Below are 14,908 nucleotides of genomic sequence, written 5' to 3'. Positions count from 1 at the left end.
TCCCGACAAGGAGTTGCCCCCATGCGCACCCGTCGCTCACTGTCCGCTCTCTTCGGAGCCGCCACCCTCGTCCTTGGGCTGACCGCGGCGGCGTCCGCGGCCCCGTCCGCCGTGGCGGACGGCAAGCCCTGTGGGTACTTCGCCACGTCCAAGGACTCGTTCTACAACCACTGCACGGGCGACGGTTCGAACGTCGTGATCAAGGTGGACGCGGTGCTCGCGCCGGACTACGACACGTGCGTCACGCCGGGCACGAGCTGGCTCGGGCCGCGGAGCAAGGTCCGTAACGCCTGGTACGCCGGGCGTACCTGCTGACCTGGCCTTACTGCCCACGGGGTGGAACCCGGAGCCGAGTGTCGTACCTGCGTGCGACACTCGGCTCATGTTTGGCGTCATCGACCTTCCGACCTATCTCGCCGGCCTTGTGCTGATCGTGCTGCTGCCCGGCCCCAACTCGCTGTACGTGCTCTCCGTCGCGGCCCGCAGTGGTGTCCGTACGGGATACAAGGCGGCAGCCGGAGTCTTCTGCGGGGACACCGTCCTGATGACGCTGTCCGCGGCCGGGGTGGCATCCCTCCTCCAGGCCAACGCGCTGCTCTTCGGGATCGTGAAGTACGCGGGCGCCGGGTATCTGACCTGGCTGGCGGTCGGGATGATGCGGGCCGCCTGGTCGATGTGGAAGTCGCGCAAGGAGCGGGCGGCCGAGGCGGCGGGCGAGGAGCCGGAGGCGGCCATCGAGCGGCCGTACCGCCGTGCCCTGGTGATCAGCCTCTTCAACCCGAAGGCGATCCTCTTCTTCATCTCCTTCTTCGTGCAGTTCGTCGACCCGCACTACGCCTACCCCGCGCTCTCCTTCGTGGTGCTCGGAGCCTTCGCGCAGGTGGCGAGCTTCCTCTATCTGACGCTGCTCATATTCAGCGGCACGCACCTGGCTGCCGCCTTCCGCCGCCGCAAGCGGCTGTCGGCGGGGGCGACGACGGTGGCGGGGGCGCTGTTCCTGGGGTTCGCGCTGAAGCTGTCGCTCAGCAGCGCGTGAGGTAGTCGGCGAGGCCGGTCGCGTCTTCGCCCGCCCAGCCGACGTAGCCGTCGGGGCGGATGAGGAAGAGGCCCTTGCCGTACGGGTCGTAGGGCCCGGGGGTGCGGTGGATGTGGACCGACTCCGGGTCCAGGGGTGGGAGTTCGGCGTCGGTGGCGACGGCGAGCAGGGTGAAGTGGGGGCCGCGCAGGGCGTCGAAGATGCGCCCCTCGGCGAGGGGTCCGTCGGGGGCCCGGTCGCCCGCCTGCAGTGCGCCCGCGCTCCCGGTCGAGAGGGTGCTGTCGCGGTATCCGATGCCCAGCTGCTGGGTGGCCGCACCGCGCTGCTGCTCGCCCCGGTGGACCCGGGTCGAGAGGCCGAGCATCTCGGCGGCGTTGGGGCGGCGTTCGGCCTCGTACGTGTCGAGGAGGGCGGCGGGGGCGGTGCCCTTCAGTACGCGGGCGAGCTTCCAGCCCAGGTTGTAGGCGTCCTGGATGCTGGTGTTGAGGCCCTGCCCGCCGGCCGGGGAGTGGACGTGCGCGGCGTCGCCTGCGAGGAAGATCCGGCCTTCGCGGAAGCGGTCGGCGAGTCCCGTACGGGGGCGGAAGTCGGAGGACCAGAGGAGCTCGGTCACGTCGTCGGCGGCCAGATGGGACCGCTCGGCGACGACACGGCGCACTGCGTCGAGTGAGAGCTCGGGCCGCTCGCCGTCGGGGAACTGGGCGACCAGCTGGAAGTCGTCGACGTGGGGGAGCGGGCAGATGGCGAGGAAGCCGGCCTCGGCGACGAAGACGTGCCAGTTGTCGCGGTCGAGGGCGGGGATGCGGACGTCGGCGACGAGCATTGAGGACGGGTCGACGGTCTCGCCGGTCATGGGGATGGAGAGTGCGCTGCGGACGGTGGAGCGGCCTCCGTCGGCGGCGACCAGGTAGGCGGCGCGGACGGTGGTGCCGTCGGTGAGGGTGGCGGTGACGGCGGAGCCGTCCTGGGTGAAGGAGTTGAGCGCCGTGCCGAAGACGACGTCGCCGCCCAGCTCCCGCAGCCGGGCGAGCAGGATCTCCTGGGTCCGCCACTGGGGGATGATCACGGGCCGCCCGGCGTAGGGCTCGGCCTCCGTCGTCGCGACGGTCCCGAACATGTCCTTCTCGCCCTGCCGCTGCCCGCCCGACCAAAACATCTGCCGCGGCGCGGGCCCGCCCGACGCGAGGATTTCGTCCACCACGCCGAGGTCGTCGAGGACTTCGAGCGTGCGGGGCTGGATGCCCTTGCCGCGGGACCCGGGGAAGAGCCCTTCGGCCTTCTCGACGACGAGGGCGCGGACGCCGCGGCGGGCCAGGTCGACGGCGAGCGCGAGCCCGGTGGGACCGGCGCCGACGACGAGGACCTCAGTTTCCTTAACGCTGTTAAGTTCCATGGTTGGGAGGATGCGCTTAACGCTGTTAAGTTGTCAAGGTGGGAACGCAGAAGATCGACCGCGCCGCCGTAGCCGAAACGGCCCTGAGGCTCCTGAACGAGGTGGGCCTCGACGGCCTCTCCCTCCGCGCCATCGCCAAGGAACTGGACGTCAAGGCCCCTGCTCTGTACTGGCACTTCAAGGACAAGCAGGAGCTGCTGGACGAGATGGCGACGCTCATCTACCGACGGCTGGTGGCGGAGTTCGACATGAGCCCGTACACGCGCTGGCAGGACGGCCTGGTCGCGTACAACACGGCGCTGCGCACGACCCTGCTCGGCTACCGCGACGGCGCGAAGGTCTACAGCGGCGCCCGCTTCACGGGCACGGACCACGCGGCCTCGATGGAACAGCACCTGCGGATGATGACGGCGGCAGGCTTCGACCTGCGCCGGGCGGTGCTGGCGGGGATGACGTCGTACGCGTTCACGATCGGCTACGTCACGGAGGAGCAGGGCGTACGCCCGATGCCGGACGAACAGCGTGAGGGGTACGACATCGGGGAGCGGGCCCGCCGCCTCGCGGAGTATCCGTTGACGGCGGCGGCGGGCGCGGAGATCTTCGCGGACTTCGACCGGCGCTTCGAGGAGGGGCTGCGGGTGATCGTCGCGGGGATCGAGGCCGCGACGACGCCCGGCAGCGCGTGAGGACCGGCTACTTCATGAGGGCCGGCTACTTCATGAGGCGGCGGGCCGCCTTGGTGATGAAGGGCGGCAGGACGTTCACGGCGAGGCGGCGCAGCGGGGAGCGGCGGCGCGGAGCCGGGGCGGCCTTGGGCGCCTGCGCGGCGGGCCGTACGGGAGCGGCGGCCGAGGGCTGGGCCGGGACGGCCGGGGTCTTCTTGGTGTGGCGGGAGCGGGGCTGGGCCGGGGCGACGGCCTTCTTGCCGCTCGTGCGGATCAGCGGGGCGCCCGCCACCGACTGCACCTCGTGCCAGATGTCCTCGCGCCCGGCCAGGAAGGCCAGCAGCTCCTCGCGGACCGCGGTGGGGTCGCCCCAAGTGCCGTAGAACTTCGTGCCGGTGATGCAGATCGCGTGCAGTCCGCCGGAGGTCACGGCCTCCCAGGTGGCGGCGGCGACACCGGGGCAGTGCTCGGCGCGGAAGTCGTCCAGCGCCACGATGCCGTGAGGGAGGAGGAGTTCGCGCGCGTCCTGTATGTCGCCGTGGACGTGCTCGTAGAGGTGCGAGGCGTCGACGTGCACGAAGCGGCAGCTGCCGGCCTTCACATGGTCGGGCACCATGGAGGACAGGCCCTGCAGCACGACGGGCAACTCGTCGTGGAAAGAAAGGTAGTTGGCCTCGAAGGTGCGCTGCGTCAGGGTGGAGTAGGACCGCTGCATCTCCGCCGCGTTGGCGTCGTCCTCGCCTGGAGAGTCGAAGAGGTCGCAGACGGTGAACGTCTCGCCCTCGCGGCGGTAACTCCCGGTGAAAATGGCGCTCTTGCCCATGTAGGCGCCGACTTCGAGCAGGTCCCCGGGCTCGTCGCGGTCGGTCTGCCGGGTCAGGAACCAGTCGAAGAGGACCTGGTCGACCGGGAAGAACCAGCCTTTGACCTCGGAGAGTTCGGACGGAGTCGGGAGCTGCTCGACAGTTTCCGGGGATGCGTCGGGCATGACGGTCATAGCGGTTCCGTTCGGGTTCGGTGCGCCTGGGTTGATCCGTACGGGCAGCGAACACCTCATGGGTGACGAGCAGATGGCTGTCGAAAAGCTATGGGTGAACTGTGGGTCGAGTGAGGGCCTTGCGGATGCGGGGGGTCAGCAGGTTCTCCACGTAGCGGTTCAGCAGCCAGGCCAGCAGGAGCATGCCTGCGACCGTGAGCGCGAACGTCGCGGGGGCCGGAATGCCCAGGGTGCGGTGCAGGGCCCCGATCACCACCCAGCCGAGGTGTTCGTGGACGAGGTAGAAGGGGTACGTCAGCGCGCCCGCAACCGTCAGCCAGCGCCAGTTCGCCCAGTTGAGGTGGCCCAGGGCGATCGCGCCGACCGCGACGAAGCCGAAGGTGACGATCGCGATGATCACCGAGGTGTGGCGGAAGGAGAAGAATGCCGGGTTGGGCTTGTGCCAGGCGGAGAGGACCGCGTAGTGCTGGCCGATCGCCCAGCTGACCGCGACGATGCCCCACGCCGTGATGTCGCGGCGGTTGCGGTGCAGGAGGTAGAGGCCGACGCCGCCGATGAAGAAGGATGCGTACTCCGGCATGAACACCGTGGTGAGGAACGGCTCGTCGACCGCCGAGGTGATCGCCGCCAGCAGCGTCCAGCCCGCGCAGAACATCACCACGCGGTGGCGGGTCGCACCGGGCAGGACGACGCAGACCGCGAACAGGACGTAGAAGCGCAGCTCCGCCCAGAGCGTCCAGCAGACGCCCAACACCCGGTGCACGCCGATGGGTTGCTGCAGCATTGTGAAGTTCACGATGAGCTCGCTCGGCGCGACCGTCTTGTACGCCACCCAGGGCAGCGCGAACGTCAGGGTGACGAGGAGGAGCGCCGCCCAGTACGCCGGGTAGAGGCGTGCCACGCGCGACGCGAAGAAGGAGCGCAGCGGGCGCCCCCAGCCGCTCATGCAGATCACGAAGCCGCTGATCACGAAGAAGATCTGCACGCCCAGGCAGCCGTACGCGAACCACTCGGAGAGCGTGGGGAAAAGGTGGCGCGGCGAGGTGCCCCAGGCCTTCGTGATGTCGCCGCCCCGGCCGCCGTAGTGGTACGCGGCGACCATCAGGGCGGCGAGCAGGCGCAGTCCGTCCAGGGCGCGCAGCCGGGAGACCGGGGCGGCGGCCGGCCGGGCGACCGGCAGTGCCTCGGGGCGCGGTGGCGCTATCGTCATGATTTCCCTTGGGCGGTGCGGCGCAGTGCGCGGACCTGGCGCACCACGCGCCGGGCCGTGGCATTGCGCGGCAGGAAGGCGAGTTGGGCGGGGAGTCCGCCGGGCAGACCGAGCGAGGTGAGCCTGCGTCGCTTGAAGTAGCGCTGGGTGCGCGGTGCGAGGTGGGCGGTGAGGTACGCCTCGGCCTCCGGGCGGCGCTCGGGGTAGATCTGCGGCTGCATCATGAAGCCGATGGTGGTGACCAGGCCGGGGACGCCGTCCCGGTCGCCGGCGAGCTGTCCCGGCTCCAGGTCGGGCAGGAGCGCGTCCGCGAGCGTGACCGGGATGCGGTTGCTGTTCTGGTACGGGGTGAGCCGCTCCAGGAGCAGGTCCGTGCCGGTGCGGGCGGCCCGCAGTCCGTAGAACTCGGTGGCCGTGAACAGGGCCGTGGAGAAGCAGCCGACGACCAGCGCGGGGCGGAGGCGCTCGAACAGCACCTCGGCGAGCAACGGGGCCTCGATGACGGCCAGTTGGACACCCAGCCGGTCCGCTTCCTCCTCCAGGGCGCGGCTGTACCGGGCCGGGGCGGTGGGGTGCGGCTTGAAGACGATCTCCTGGTGGCCCTCGGCGACCGCGCCGCGCAGCATCCGTACGTGCAGCTGCTCCTCCTCGTCCGCGGTGAGGATGGAGAGCGCGGACAGGTACTGGCCGAGCAGCATCGCGCCGCCCGACGGCAGGCCCCTGAGCTCCGGCAGGTCGGGCGTTCCCGCACCGATCTCGCCGAGCACCTTCAGGAAGACGTCGGTCGGCACGATCTCCGGGGCGACACCGAACTCGGTGAGCAGGAGAGGCGTGAGCCCGGGCACCAGGTCCAGATGCAGCAGCCGCCGGATCCGCGAACCGACCAGCGGGTCGATCTTCGAGCGGGTGGGGCCGTAACTCATCAGCCCGTCCGCGTAGATGTCGACGGGCACACCCGTGAAGATCTGCGCGATCGCGAGCGCCGGATTGACCTGGATGGACTCCAGCGCGAGCTCGATGTCGTCGTCGCCCAGCTCCCAGAGGAGGCGGAGGTGGCGCTCCCAGAGGTGGCAGTCGTCGGCGCGCGGTGACCAGCCGCCCGGGTGGAAGGGGGAGATGGTCTCGTTCCAGGAGAGTACGGAGTCGAAACGGCCGCGCAGCTTTTCGAAGCCGGGCATTTCATCCACGGAGGGGGTGATTTCGGGCACGCCCGCATTGTTCGAAACGAGCAGAATCCGCCTGTCCGCATCGGCAAAGGCGCCGGCGTCGAGAGCGGCGGCCAGTGTGGCGGCGCCGTACAGCGTGGAGGCGCAGAAAATCTGGGTGGTGCTCATGCGGCAGCCCCCGCAACCGCGACGGGACGGCGGCGCAACCGCCTGAGCCGGGTGGCGCGTTGGACATCCATCGAGTCGAGCGTTTCGTCCAGCATCGCCTGCGGCATCTTCTTCAGCGCCGCGGCGGCCATGGTCTTGAGGCGCCGCAGTACGGCGGGCTCGAACCGGTCGGCGTTGCTCAGGTGGTGGGCGATGATCGCGCAGTACGTACGGACCGCCTTGGGCAGCATCGTTTCCGCGTCGCGGTCCTGCGCCGTCTCCTGGATCACCTGGTCGAAGGCGCGGATGAAGTCGAGCTGCCGTACGTCGCCGATCTGCGTCAGCGACGAGGCGACTCCGCGCCGGTAGAAGACCCCGAGGAGGGAAACGGCCGCGAAGGACTCGGCCTCCCGGTGTAGCCGCCAGATCCACGGCCGGTCCTCCGCCGTGCGCAGACCGTCCGTGAAGTGCAGCAAGCCCGCGTCGACGAGCCGCCGGTGGTAGATCCCGGCCCAGGCGTACGCGTAGTCGACGGAGGTCGAGCGGTTCGCCGGGAGGATCGCCTCGCGCGGGGAGAGGACGACTCCGCGCCGGCCGACCGGGACGCGGTTCACCGTGCGGGCGCGGTCCGTGCACTGGACGTGGTCGGTCCGCAGGAAGTCGCAGCCGAGCTGTTCGATCCGGTCCACCAGCTGGGTGTAGTAGCCGGGGGCGAGCCAGTCGTCGCCGTCCAGGAAGGTCAGATACGTGCCGCGGGCCGCGTCGATGCCGGTGTTGCGTGCCGTGGCCAGGCCGCCGTTCTTCTCGTGTCTGAGGAAGCGCGCGCCGGGGAGCTCGTCCGCCGCCCGCTCCAGCAGAGCCGGGGTCCCATCGGTCGAGCAGTCGTCGACGAGAATGAATTCGAAATCGTCCCTGGCATTCGCCTGCAGACTTTTGAGGGTGTCTGGTGCGAATTGCTGGACGTTGTAGAACGGCACAATGACGGAGAGCTTAGGCACCCGCGTGACGCTATGAGTTCGCTCGATATTTGCTCTGACCGACAGGCTGACACCAGATGAACGACACGCGTCGGAACGGTTAATCGGCCCTCTCCCGGGGCTGATTCGCCATTCGTAGACGCGCTGTTAACCCGCTGTTGCTGTCGCGTTGGGCCGCCAAACGGAATGCCTTTCTAGTTTCGTCGTCGTGCCAGTAAGCAAGAACGACGTCCCCTCCTCCCCTCTTCGCGTCGCTGTGATCGCCGACTCCGACACCCGCTGGAAGTGGGGTGCGCTCACCGCCCGCCGTCTCTCCGCCGATCCGGTCGCCGTCCCGGTCGACCTCAGCGGATTTCTGCTGCGCGGCCGGGCCACGCCCACCGCCCGGCAGCTCGCCGAGGTGGGCGTCGGGGATGTGGACGTACGGGAGTTGACCGGGGCCGAGTTCCTGCGCGAGGTCGAGCGCGAGGCGTACGACGTGGTCGTCCTCGCGCTCGTCGGCGGGGCGGTGCAGGCCGTGCTGCACGGGCTCGCGGGGCTGGACGTGGCTCCCCGGCCCGTCGTCGTCACCGGTTACGTCGGTGTTGTCTACGAGAAGCTCGCCGACGGGCTGCTGCTGCGCCACGGCGCGGACGTCGTCCTCGCCAACTCCCGCCACGACGCGGACCGTTTCCGCGCCGTGTACGAGGGGGTCGGCGCCGACGCGGACGCCGTGACCGAGGCCGCGCTGCCCTTCCTGGGCGGGGCGCCGTACGAGGGCGAGTCGGTGAAGACCGTCACCTTCGCCGCCCAGCCCTCCGTCCCCGAGTCCCGCGCCGACCGCACCTACCTCCTGCGCCGCCTCGTCGAGCACGCCCGCCTCCACCCCGACCGCGAGGTGCTGCTCAAGCTCCGCTCCAAGCCGGGCGAGCACACCACGCACCTGGAGGAGCTGCCGTACCAGAAGCTGGTCGCGGGCATGGACGTCCCCGCCAACTTCCGCCTCGTGTACGGGCACATGGGCGAAGTCCTCGACCGTACGGACCTCCTGGTCACGGTGTCGTCGACCGCCGCCCTCGAATCCCTGCACCGCCGCATCCCCACCGCCATCCTCACCGACCTCGGCGTCCGCGAGGCCCTCGGCAACCACCACTTCCTCGGCTCGGGCTGCCTCGCATCGTGGGAGCAACTCGACGCAGGAGAGCGGCCGTTGGCCGACGAGGAGTGGCTCGCGGCGCAGGGGGTCGCGGCGGACGGTTCGTACGAGACGGCCTTCGACGCCGTACGCAAACGGGTCGCCCAGCTCCTCGCCGAGCCCCGGCTCCCGCCCCTCGCCCCCTACTACACCCCCGCCACCGCGCCCGGGTACCTCCCCGGCATCCTCGCCCGCTACCGCCTCGACGCCGCCCCGGCCCCCGAGGCCACCGGCCTGCGCCGCGTCGTGCGCGACGCGATGCGGGACGCGGCGCGCGGTGCGTACCGCCACGGCGTCCAGCGCGTGGCCCCCGTCATCCGCCGTATGGGAGAACTCTGATGCCCAAGAAGGTCCTGGCCGTGATCCCCGCAAGGGGCGGCTCCAAGGGCGTACCCGCCAAGAACCTCGCCCCGGTGGGCGGCGTCCCGCTGGTGGCCCGCGCGGTGCGCGCCTGCCTGGGTGCGCGCCTGGTCACCGACGTCGTCGTCTCGACGGACGACGCGGCGATCGCGGAGGCGGCGCGGGCAGCGGGGGCCGAAGTGGTGGCCCGCCCAGCGGAGTTGTCGGGCGACACGGCCACCAGCGAGGCGGCCGTCCTGCACGCACTGGAGTCGTACGAGGGCACGGACGTGGTCCTGCTCGTCCAGGCGACCAGCCCCTTCATCACCAGCGAGGAGATCGACGGAGTCGCGGCAGCGGTTGCCGAGAACGGCGCCGACAGCGCGCTCACGGTGGCCCCGTCGCACGGCTTCATCTGGCGCGAGGGGGCGGAAGCCCACGGCGTCAACCACGACAAGGCGTACCGCCCCCGCCGCCAGGACCGGCCCCAGGACTACCTCGAAACCGGTGCCGCCTACGCCATGGACGCCGAAGGCTTCCGGACCGCCGGCCACCGCTTCTTCGGTCGCACCGATCTCGTACGCACCGACCCCGCCCGCGTCCTGGAGATCGACGACCCCCACGACCTCGCCCGCGCCCGCGCCCTCGCACCCCACTTCGACTCGGCCGCGCTCCCGACCCTCGCTGACATCGACGCCGTCGTCCTCGACTTCGACGGCACCCAGACCGACGACCGCGTCCTCATCGACTCCGAAGGCCGCGAACTCGTCGCCGTCCACCGCGGCGACGGCCTCGGCGTCGCCGCCCTCCGCGACCGGACGCCCCTGCGCCTCCTCATCCTCTCCACCGAGCAGAACCCGGTGGTGGCGGCCCGCGCCCGCAAGCTCCGTATCCCCGTCCTGCACGGCATCGACCGCAAGGACATCGCGCTCAAGCAGTGGTGCGACGAGCAGTCCATCGCCCCCGAGCGCGTGCTCTACGTCGGCAACGACGTCAATGACCTCCCGTGCTTCGCCCTCGCCGGCTGGCCGGTAGCGGTCGCCGACGCGCACGACGTCGTACGCGGCGCCGCGCGCGCCGTCACCACCACCCCCGGCGGCGAGGGAGCGATCCGCGAGATCGCCGCCTGGCTGCTCGGCCCCACCCTCAACACGCCCCACACCCTCAACACCCCCACTCAGTAAGGAAACCGAAGACCATGAGCACCACCCGCCTCCGCACCCTCGGCACCAAGACCGCCGGACCGAACCAGCCCGTCTACATCACCGGCGAGATCGGCATCAACCACAACGGCGACCTCAACAACGCCCTCGCCCTCATCGACGTGGCCGCCGACGCGGGCTGCGACGCGGTCAAGTTCCAGAAGCGCACGCCCGAGATCTGCACCCCGCGCGACCAGTGGGACATCGAGCGCGACACCCCCTGGGGCCGGATGACGTACATCGACTACCGCCACCGCGTCGAGTTCGACGAGGCCGACTACCGGGCGATCTCCGACCACTGCGCCAAGCGCGGCATCGACTGGTTCGCCTCCCCGTGGGACACCGAGGCCGTCGCGTTCCTGGAGAAGTTCGACGTCCCCGCCCACAAGGTCGCCTCGGCGTCCCTCACCGACGACGAGCTGCTGCGCTCGCTCCGCGCGACCGGCCGCACGATCATCCTCTCCACCGGCATGTCGACCCCGCGCCAGATCCGCCACGCCGTCGAGGTCCTCGGCAGCGACAACATCCTTCTCTGCCACGCCACTTCGACGTACCCGGCGAAGGCCGAAGAGCTCAACCTGCGCGTGATCAACACCCTCCAGCAGGAGTACCCGAACGTCCCGATCGGCTACAGCGGCCACGAGACCGGCCTGCAGACCACCCTCGCCGCCGTCGCGCTGGGCGCCGCGTTCGTCGAGCGCCACATCACCCTCGACCGCGCCATGTGGGGCTCCGACCAGGCCGCCTCCGTCGAGCCGCAGGGCCTGCAGCGCCTCGTCCGCGACATCCGCACCATCGAGGACGCGCTCGGCGACGGCATCAAGAAGGTCTACGACTCCGAGCTCGCCCCCATGAAGAAGCTCCGCCGCGTCGCCGGCGTCGTCGCCGAGGGCGCCGACCGTGAGCCCGCAGGAGTCTGATCCACCTCATGAAACGAGCTGCTGCCCCCACCACGCTCGCCTTCGTCGAAAGCCCCGTCCAGCTGCTCAACCTCCTGGAATGGGCGCACACGAACACCACGCACGCAGAAGATCTGACCGTGGTCGTCCTCTCACCGCTCGACCCCATGTCGCGCGGCCAGCTGCGCCGGATGGCGGAACTGGCCCGCGGCGAGGGCCTGTCGGTGCGCTGGGAGGAGGCGCGTGGCGGGGCGGCGGCACCGTTCCACACAATCGCTTCGCTCACCCCGCTGCTGCGCAGGGCCCGCCGGATCGTGATCGGCGACCCGTTCTCGCGCTACGTACAGCTCCTCCTCGCCATCACGCGGGCCCGTGACCTGGTCGTGGTCGACGACGGTACGGCGACGATGGAGTTCCTGGCCCAACTGGCCGCCAAGCAGCCCCTGACGCGCTGGCACCGCAAGGGCCGCCGCGGCCCTCGCGACCTCCTGTTCGCCCCCACCGCGTCCGCCGCCCGCCGCCGTCTCACCCCGTCCGCGCGCCGCAGCGTCGAGGTGTTCAGCTCGATGCCGTTGTCGGACGCGCCGCCCCAACTCCGCACCACCCACAATGACTTCGCGTGGACGCGCGCCCGCTTCGGCCCGCCGCGCATCACGCGCACCGCGGACCTGGTCGGCACGTCACTCGTCGAGACGGGGGTGGTGGACGTGGAGAGTTACATCGCGGCGGTCCGCACCCTGGCGCGCACCCACAACGCGACGCGCTATTTCGCGCACCGCCGCGAGTCCACGGAGAAACTCCACCGGTTGCACGCGGAGACGGGCCTGGAGATCGTCCGCCCCGATCTGCCTCTGGAGCTGATCGCCCGCCGGGGCCCGATCGGCCACACGGTCCTGAGCTTCCCCTCGACGGTGGTCCACACGCTCCCGCTGGCGCTCGCCGGGACGCGGGTGAAGATCGCGGTCTGCGGCATCGACCCCAGCTGGCTGACGGAGACCGCGTCCCCGCGGGCGCAGGGGTTCCTGTCGGGGGTCACGGGCACGGCGCGCGACGTACAGCACCTGGCGCCGATGACTCCCTAGCGGGCGACGGCCGGCCTGAGCACCTCCTCGCACCACTGGCGGAATCCGGTGGGCGCGACGTCGGGTGTGCTCGGGGCGACGGCTCCGTAGAAGCCCTGTTCGTCGAGGGCGTCCACCATGTCGGCCAGCCCCTGCGCCCAGGCCTCGCTCGCGCCGTAGCGCAGCATCATCGCCTTGTCCTCGGCGCTGGTGGACCGCTGCATGCGCACCGTACGGCCGAGCACCTCGCCGATGACCGCCGCCATGCCCGCGGGGGACAGGTCGTCGGGCCCGACCGTCGGGACGTCGGCCTGCCCGGTCCAGGTGGCGTCGAGCAGCAGCCGGGCCGCCTCGGCGCCGATGTCGCGGGTGGCGCAGGTGCGCAGGACGCGGTCCTCCTCGGCCGACAGGGAGATCACTCCTGCGGTACGGATGGGCTCGGTCTGGCGCAGCAGGTTCTCCATCAGGAACGGCGGGCACAGCGCGCGGTAGTGCACGCCCGTCGCCATGATCCCTTCGTCCATGGCGAGCGACGCCGAGATGAGCCCGGCATTCTTGGCGACGCCCCGCCCGAGGGTGGAGACGCTGACGACGCGCGCGATGCCCTGGTCGGCGATCACCTCGCGGAGGGGGTCGGTGAAGGCGCGGAAGTGGCCCTCGATGCTGGGGACTTGGTTGGAGGGAGGCACGAGCCAGAACACGCGGTCCGCGCCTTCGCAGGCCTCCTTCAGGGTGGCGGGATCGGCGTGCGATCCCCGTACGACCTCGACGCGTTCGCGTACGCGGGCGGGCAGCCGGTCGGGGTCGCGGGCGATGACGCGGATGCCTCCGGTGTGGTCCGGGGCGGCGAGGAGGCCGTTGAGAACCTCGCGGCCGATCTGACCGGTGGGCGTGGTGACGACGATCATGAAGAACTCCAGAGAGAGGGAGGCCGGGATGACATGACCGAGCCTGCGACCGCGCGGACCGGAACTGAAGGTCCGATTCGCTCCGGCTTGTTACCCTCAGAGCAATACCGAGGGGGCATCGTGATGGAATCCCGCCCGCTGCGCTACTTCGTAGCGGTAGCAGAGGAACTCAACTTCACCCGCGCCGCCGAACGCCTCGGCATCTCCTCGCCGCCGCTCTCCCGGGCGATCCGCCAGCTGGAGACGGAACTCGGCGTCTCCCTCTTCGAGCGGACGACGCACAGCGTGACACTGACCCCGGCCGGCGCAGTGCTCCTCGCGGAGGCGCGGATCGCACTGGACGCCCTCCAGGCGGCGGGCCGCCGGGCCCAGCGCGCCGCCGCCACGGAGCCGAAGCTGGTGCTGGCGGTCAAGGCCGACGGCGACGCGGGGCTCCTGGAGCCGATGCTGGCGCGGTACGCGAAGGAGCCCGATGCCCTGCCGGTCGCGATCCGGCTCTGCGCCTGGCACGAACAGGCCCGCCTCCTGCGCGAGGGCGAGGCGGACGCGGCGCTGGTCCACGAACCGTTCGACCGTACGAGCCTGGACTGCGAGCCCCTGGTCGCCGAGTCACGCGTGGTGGCCCTCGCGGCAGACCACCCCCTGTCCCTCAGGGACGAGGTGACGGTCACCGACCTGGGCCTGACGCACGACACCGTGTCCCAGTTCATCGAGGGGACACGCCGCCAGGGCCGCGACCTGTCCCAACTGCTCACTCTGGTGGGCCTGGGCGACGTCACGGCCCTGCTCCCCGCCTCGGTGGCCACGCGCTACCCGCGCCCGGGCGTGGTCTACCGCCCGGTCACGGACGCCCCGCCGGCGGTCCTGTCGATCGCCTGGCCGCAGCAGTCGCGCTCGACGGCGACGGCGGCGCTGGTGCGCGTCGCGGAGGCCGTGGCGAAGGAGGCCGTGGCGAAGGAGGCCTAGGGGGTGTCCGGCGGATCATGCCGCGGTCGCGCCGGTCTGGCACGCACATCTGCCGCGTTGTCGTCGGTCAACAACGCTCCGCGTTGCTTCCCTCCTCCGCCTTGCAGCTGCACGCACCAGACCACCGCTCACCCGCAGCGAGAGCTCAACGCCCAGCAAGGGCGACCTGATCCGCCGGACACCCCCTAGCCGGGTCTAGCGGTCGAAGGTCCACCGGGTCTGGGAGTACGTCCCCTTCCCGAAGCCGAAGGCGGTGGTGGGGGCGACGCGGTAGACCACGCAGCGGTTCTCCTGGTTGAAGAAGGTTCCGTCGCGCACGTCGAAGGTCCACGCGTCCCCGTACTTGTCCACGTACGCGGCGGCCAGCCGCCGCAGCTCCGCGTCGTCGCCCAGCACCGTGGCCGCACCCTCGACGACCAGGTCGAGCCCCTCGCCGAGGGCGTTGCTCCCGGTGGTGAGCACGCAGTGCGGATTGCCGGTCAGATGGACGGTCTTGCGCTCCTCCACCCCGGTGCAGAAGTGCAGCGCGCCGTCGAGCCAGACGGCGATGAGCGGGGTGACGTGGGGCCGCCCGTCGGGCCGTACGGTCGTCAGCCAGTAGAGCTCGGCCGCGGCGAGGCGGGCGAGGGCCTCCGGCCAGGGGGTGGGTGCGGCTTTCTCGTCGCTGTAGCGGGGGTCGAGTTCGGTGGTGGGAATCATGGCGTCCGTCTTCCACTCGCGGTCGGTACGCAGTGGGGACCGCGAGCCCGCCCGGAACTCATCGGGCAG

Annotated in this window: 15 protein-coding genes; 8 read left to right on the top strand and 7 right to left on the bottom strand. The window is 70.8% G+C overall.

Features of this window, described 5'->3' with window-relative positions; translation table 11 throughout:
- The first annotated feature begins 21 nt into the window (after window positions 1–21).
- Together OG707_RS14680 and leuE are read left to right on the top strand one after the other, a co-directional pair.
- Entirely contained in the window at window positions 22–315 is a 294-nt protein-coding gene (locus OG707_RS14680) for a DUF6355 family natural product biosynthesis protein (RefSeq protein WP_329118238.1), read from the top strand.
- Window positions 316–382: 67 nt separating this feature from the next.
- On the top strand, window positions 383–1,036 hold the full coding sequence (gene leuE / locus OG707_RS14675) for a leucine efflux protein LeuE (protein WP_329118236.1): 654 nt from the start codon (window positions 383–385) through the stop codon (window positions 1,034–1,036).
- Here leuE and OG707_RS14670 read toward each other — a convergent pair.
- Window positions 1,023–2,429, bottom strand: coding sequence for an FAD-dependent monooxygenase (locus OG707_RS14670; RefSeq protein WP_329118234.1), 1,407 nt, complete (start codon window positions 2,427–2,429; stop codon window positions 1,023–1,025). The two genes, leuE and OG707_RS14670, sit on opposite strands and share 14 nt — an antisense overlap.
- Before the next feature lie 38 nt (window positions 2,430–2,467).
- Between OG707_RS14670 and OG707_RS14665 the strand changes: the two genes are divergently transcribed.
- Entirely contained in the window at window positions 2,468–3,115 is a 648-nt protein-coding gene (locus OG707_RS14665) for a TetR/AcrR family transcriptional regulator C-terminal domain-containing protein (RefSeq protein ID WP_329118232.1), read from the top strand.
- A 25-nt stretch (window positions 3,116–3,140) separates the two neighbouring features.
- On the opposite strand, the gene OG707_RS14660 is transcribed toward OG707_RS14665, so the two are convergent.
- The 4 genes from OG707_RS14660 to OG707_RS14645 all read right to left on the bottom strand — a co-directional run bounded on the left by OG707_RS14660 (window position 3,141) and on the right by OG707_RS14645 (window position 7,612).
- Complete coding sequence (locus OG707_RS14660) at window positions 3,141–4,082, bottom strand: class I SAM-dependent methyltransferase (protein ID WP_329127802.1); 942 nt, start codon at window positions 4,080–4,082, stop codon at window positions 3,141–3,143.
- 97 nt (window positions 4,083–4,179) lie between these two features.
- Complete coding sequence (locus OG707_RS14655; protein WP_329118231.1) at window positions 4,180–5,301, bottom strand: acyltransferase family protein; 1,122 nt, start codon at window positions 5,299–5,301, stop codon at window positions 4,180–4,182.
- On the bottom strand, window positions 5,298–6,635 hold the full coding sequence (locus OG707_RS14650) for a polysialyltransferase family glycosyltransferase (RefSeq protein WP_329118230.1): 1,338 nt from the start codon (window positions 6,633–6,635) through the stop codon (window positions 5,298–5,300). The genes OG707_RS14655 and OG707_RS14650 overlap by 4 nt, the downstream gene beginning before the upstream one ends.
- The gene (locus tag OG707_RS14645) at window positions 6,632–7,612 is read right to left on the bottom strand and encodes a glycosyltransferase family 2 protein (protein WP_329118229.1); all 981 of its coding nucleotides are present in this window, start codon (window positions 7,610–7,612) and stop codon (window positions 6,632–6,634) included. Before OG707_RS14645 ends, OG707_RS14650 begins: the two co-directional genes overlap by 4 nt.
- 187 nt (window positions 7,613–7,799) lie before the next feature.
- Between OG707_RS14645 and OG707_RS14640 the strand changes: the two genes are divergently transcribed.
- The 4 genes from OG707_RS14640 to OG707_RS14625 are packed head-to-tail and all read left to right on the top strand — an operon-like array spanning window position 7,800 to window position 12,287.
- On the top strand, window positions 7,800–9,104 hold the full coding sequence (locus OG707_RS14640) for a DUF6716 putative glycosyltransferase (RefSeq protein ID WP_329118228.1): 1,305 nt from the start codon (window positions 7,800–7,802) through the stop codon (window positions 9,102–9,104).
- A complete protein-coding gene (locus OG707_RS14635) occupies window positions 9,104–10,288 on the top strand; it encodes an acylneuraminate cytidylyltransferase (protein WP_329118227.1) in 1,185 nt (394 codons plus the stop codon). Before OG707_RS14640 ends, OG707_RS14635 begins: the two co-directional genes overlap by 1 nt.
- A 14-nt stretch (window positions 10,289–10,302) precedes the next feature.
- Window positions 10,303–11,226, top strand: a complete 924-nt coding sequence (locus tag OG707_RS14630; protein WP_329118226.1) for an N-acetylneuraminate synthase family protein — start codon at window positions 10,303–10,305, stop codon at window positions 11,224–11,226.
- Window positions 11,227–11,234: 8 nt separating this feature from the next.
- The gene (locus OG707_RS14625; RefSeq protein ID WP_329118225.1) at window positions 11,235–12,287 is read left to right on the top strand and encodes a hypothetical protein; all 1,053 of its coding nucleotides are present in this window, start codon (window positions 11,235–11,237) and stop codon (window positions 12,285–12,287) included.
- Here OG707_RS14625 and OG707_RS14620 read toward each other — a convergent pair.
- Entirely contained in the window at window positions 12,284–13,174 is an 891-nt protein-coding gene (locus OG707_RS14620; protein WP_329118223.1) for an NAD(P)H-binding protein, read from the bottom strand. The genes OG707_RS14625 and OG707_RS14620 overlap by 4 nt on opposite strands.
- A 123-nt stretch (window positions 13,175–13,297) precedes the next feature.
- On the opposite strand from OG707_RS14620, the gene OG707_RS14615 reads away from it, so the two are divergent.
- Complete coding sequence (locus OG707_RS14615) at window positions 13,298–14,140, top strand: LysR family transcriptional regulator (RefSeq protein ID WP_329118221.1); 843 nt, start codon at window positions 13,298–13,300, stop codon at window positions 14,138–14,140.
- 195 nt (window positions 14,141–14,335) lie between these two features.
- Here OG707_RS14615 and OG707_RS14610 read toward each other — a convergent pair whose 3' ends face one another.
- Complete coding sequence (locus OG707_RS14610; protein ID WP_329118220.1) at window positions 14,336–14,839, bottom strand: pyridoxamine 5'-phosphate oxidase family protein; 504 nt, start codon at window positions 14,837–14,839, stop codon at window positions 14,336–14,338.
- Window positions 14,840–14,908: the final 69 nt, after the last annotated feature.

The organism is Streptomyces sp. NBC_01465 (assembly GCF_036227325.1).
In the GTDB taxonomy this organism is placed as follows: domain Bacteria; phylum Actinomycetota; class Actinomycetes; order Streptomycetales; family Streptomycetaceae; genus Streptomyces.
This window is presented reverse-complemented; position numbering and strand designations above follow the sequence as displayed.

Excerpts from the sequence above, each read along its gene's own strand:
- OG707_RS14610 (WP_329118220.1), bottom strand. The coding sequence starts at position 14,839 with ATGATTCCCACCACCGAACTCGACCCCCGCTACAGCGACGAGAAAGCC.
- OG707_RS14625 (WP_329118225.1), top strand. The coding sequence starts at position 11,235 with ATGAAACGAGCTGCTGCCCCCACCACGCTCGCCTTCGTCGAAAGCCCC.
- OG707_RS14660 (WP_329127802.1), bottom strand. The coding sequence starts at position 4,082 with ATGCCCGACGCATCCCCGGAAACTGTCGAGCAGCTCCCGACTCCGTCC.
- OG707_RS14680 (WP_329118238.1), top strand. The coding sequence starts at position 22 with ATGCGCACCCGTCGCTCACTGTCCGCTCTCTTCGGAGCCGCCACCCTC.
- leuE (WP_329118236.1), top strand. The coding sequence starts at position 383 with ATGTTTGGCGTCATCGACCTTCCGACCTATCTCGCCGGCCTTGTGCTG.
- OG707_RS14650 (WP_329118230.1), bottom strand. The coding sequence starts at position 6,635 with ATGAGCACCACCCAGATTTTCTGCGCCTCCACGCTGTACGGCGCCGCC.
- OG707_RS14635 (WP_329118227.1), top strand. The coding sequence starts at position 9,104 with ATGCCCAAGAAGGTCCTGGCCGTGATCCCCGCAAGGGGCGGCTCCAAG.
- OG707_RS14630 (WP_329118226.1), top strand. The coding sequence starts at position 10,303 with ATGAGCACCACCCGCCTCCGCACCCTCGGCACCAAGACCGCCGGACCG.
- OG707_RS14615 (WP_329118221.1), top strand. The coding sequence starts at position 13,298 with ATGGAATCCCGCCCGCTGCGCTACTTCGTAGCGGTAGCAGAGGAACTC.
- OG707_RS14620 (WP_329118223.1), bottom strand. The coding sequence starts at position 13,174 with ATGATCGTCGTCACCACGCCCACCGGTCAGATCGGCCGCGAGGTTCTC.
- OG707_RS14655 (WP_329118231.1), bottom strand. The coding sequence starts at position 5,301 with ATGACGATAGCGCCACCGCGCCCCGAGGCACTGCCGGTCGCCCGGCCG.
- OG707_RS14670 (WP_329118234.1), bottom strand. The coding sequence starts at position 2,429 with ATGGAACTTAACAGCGTTAAGGAAACTGAGGTCCTCGTCGTCGGCGCC.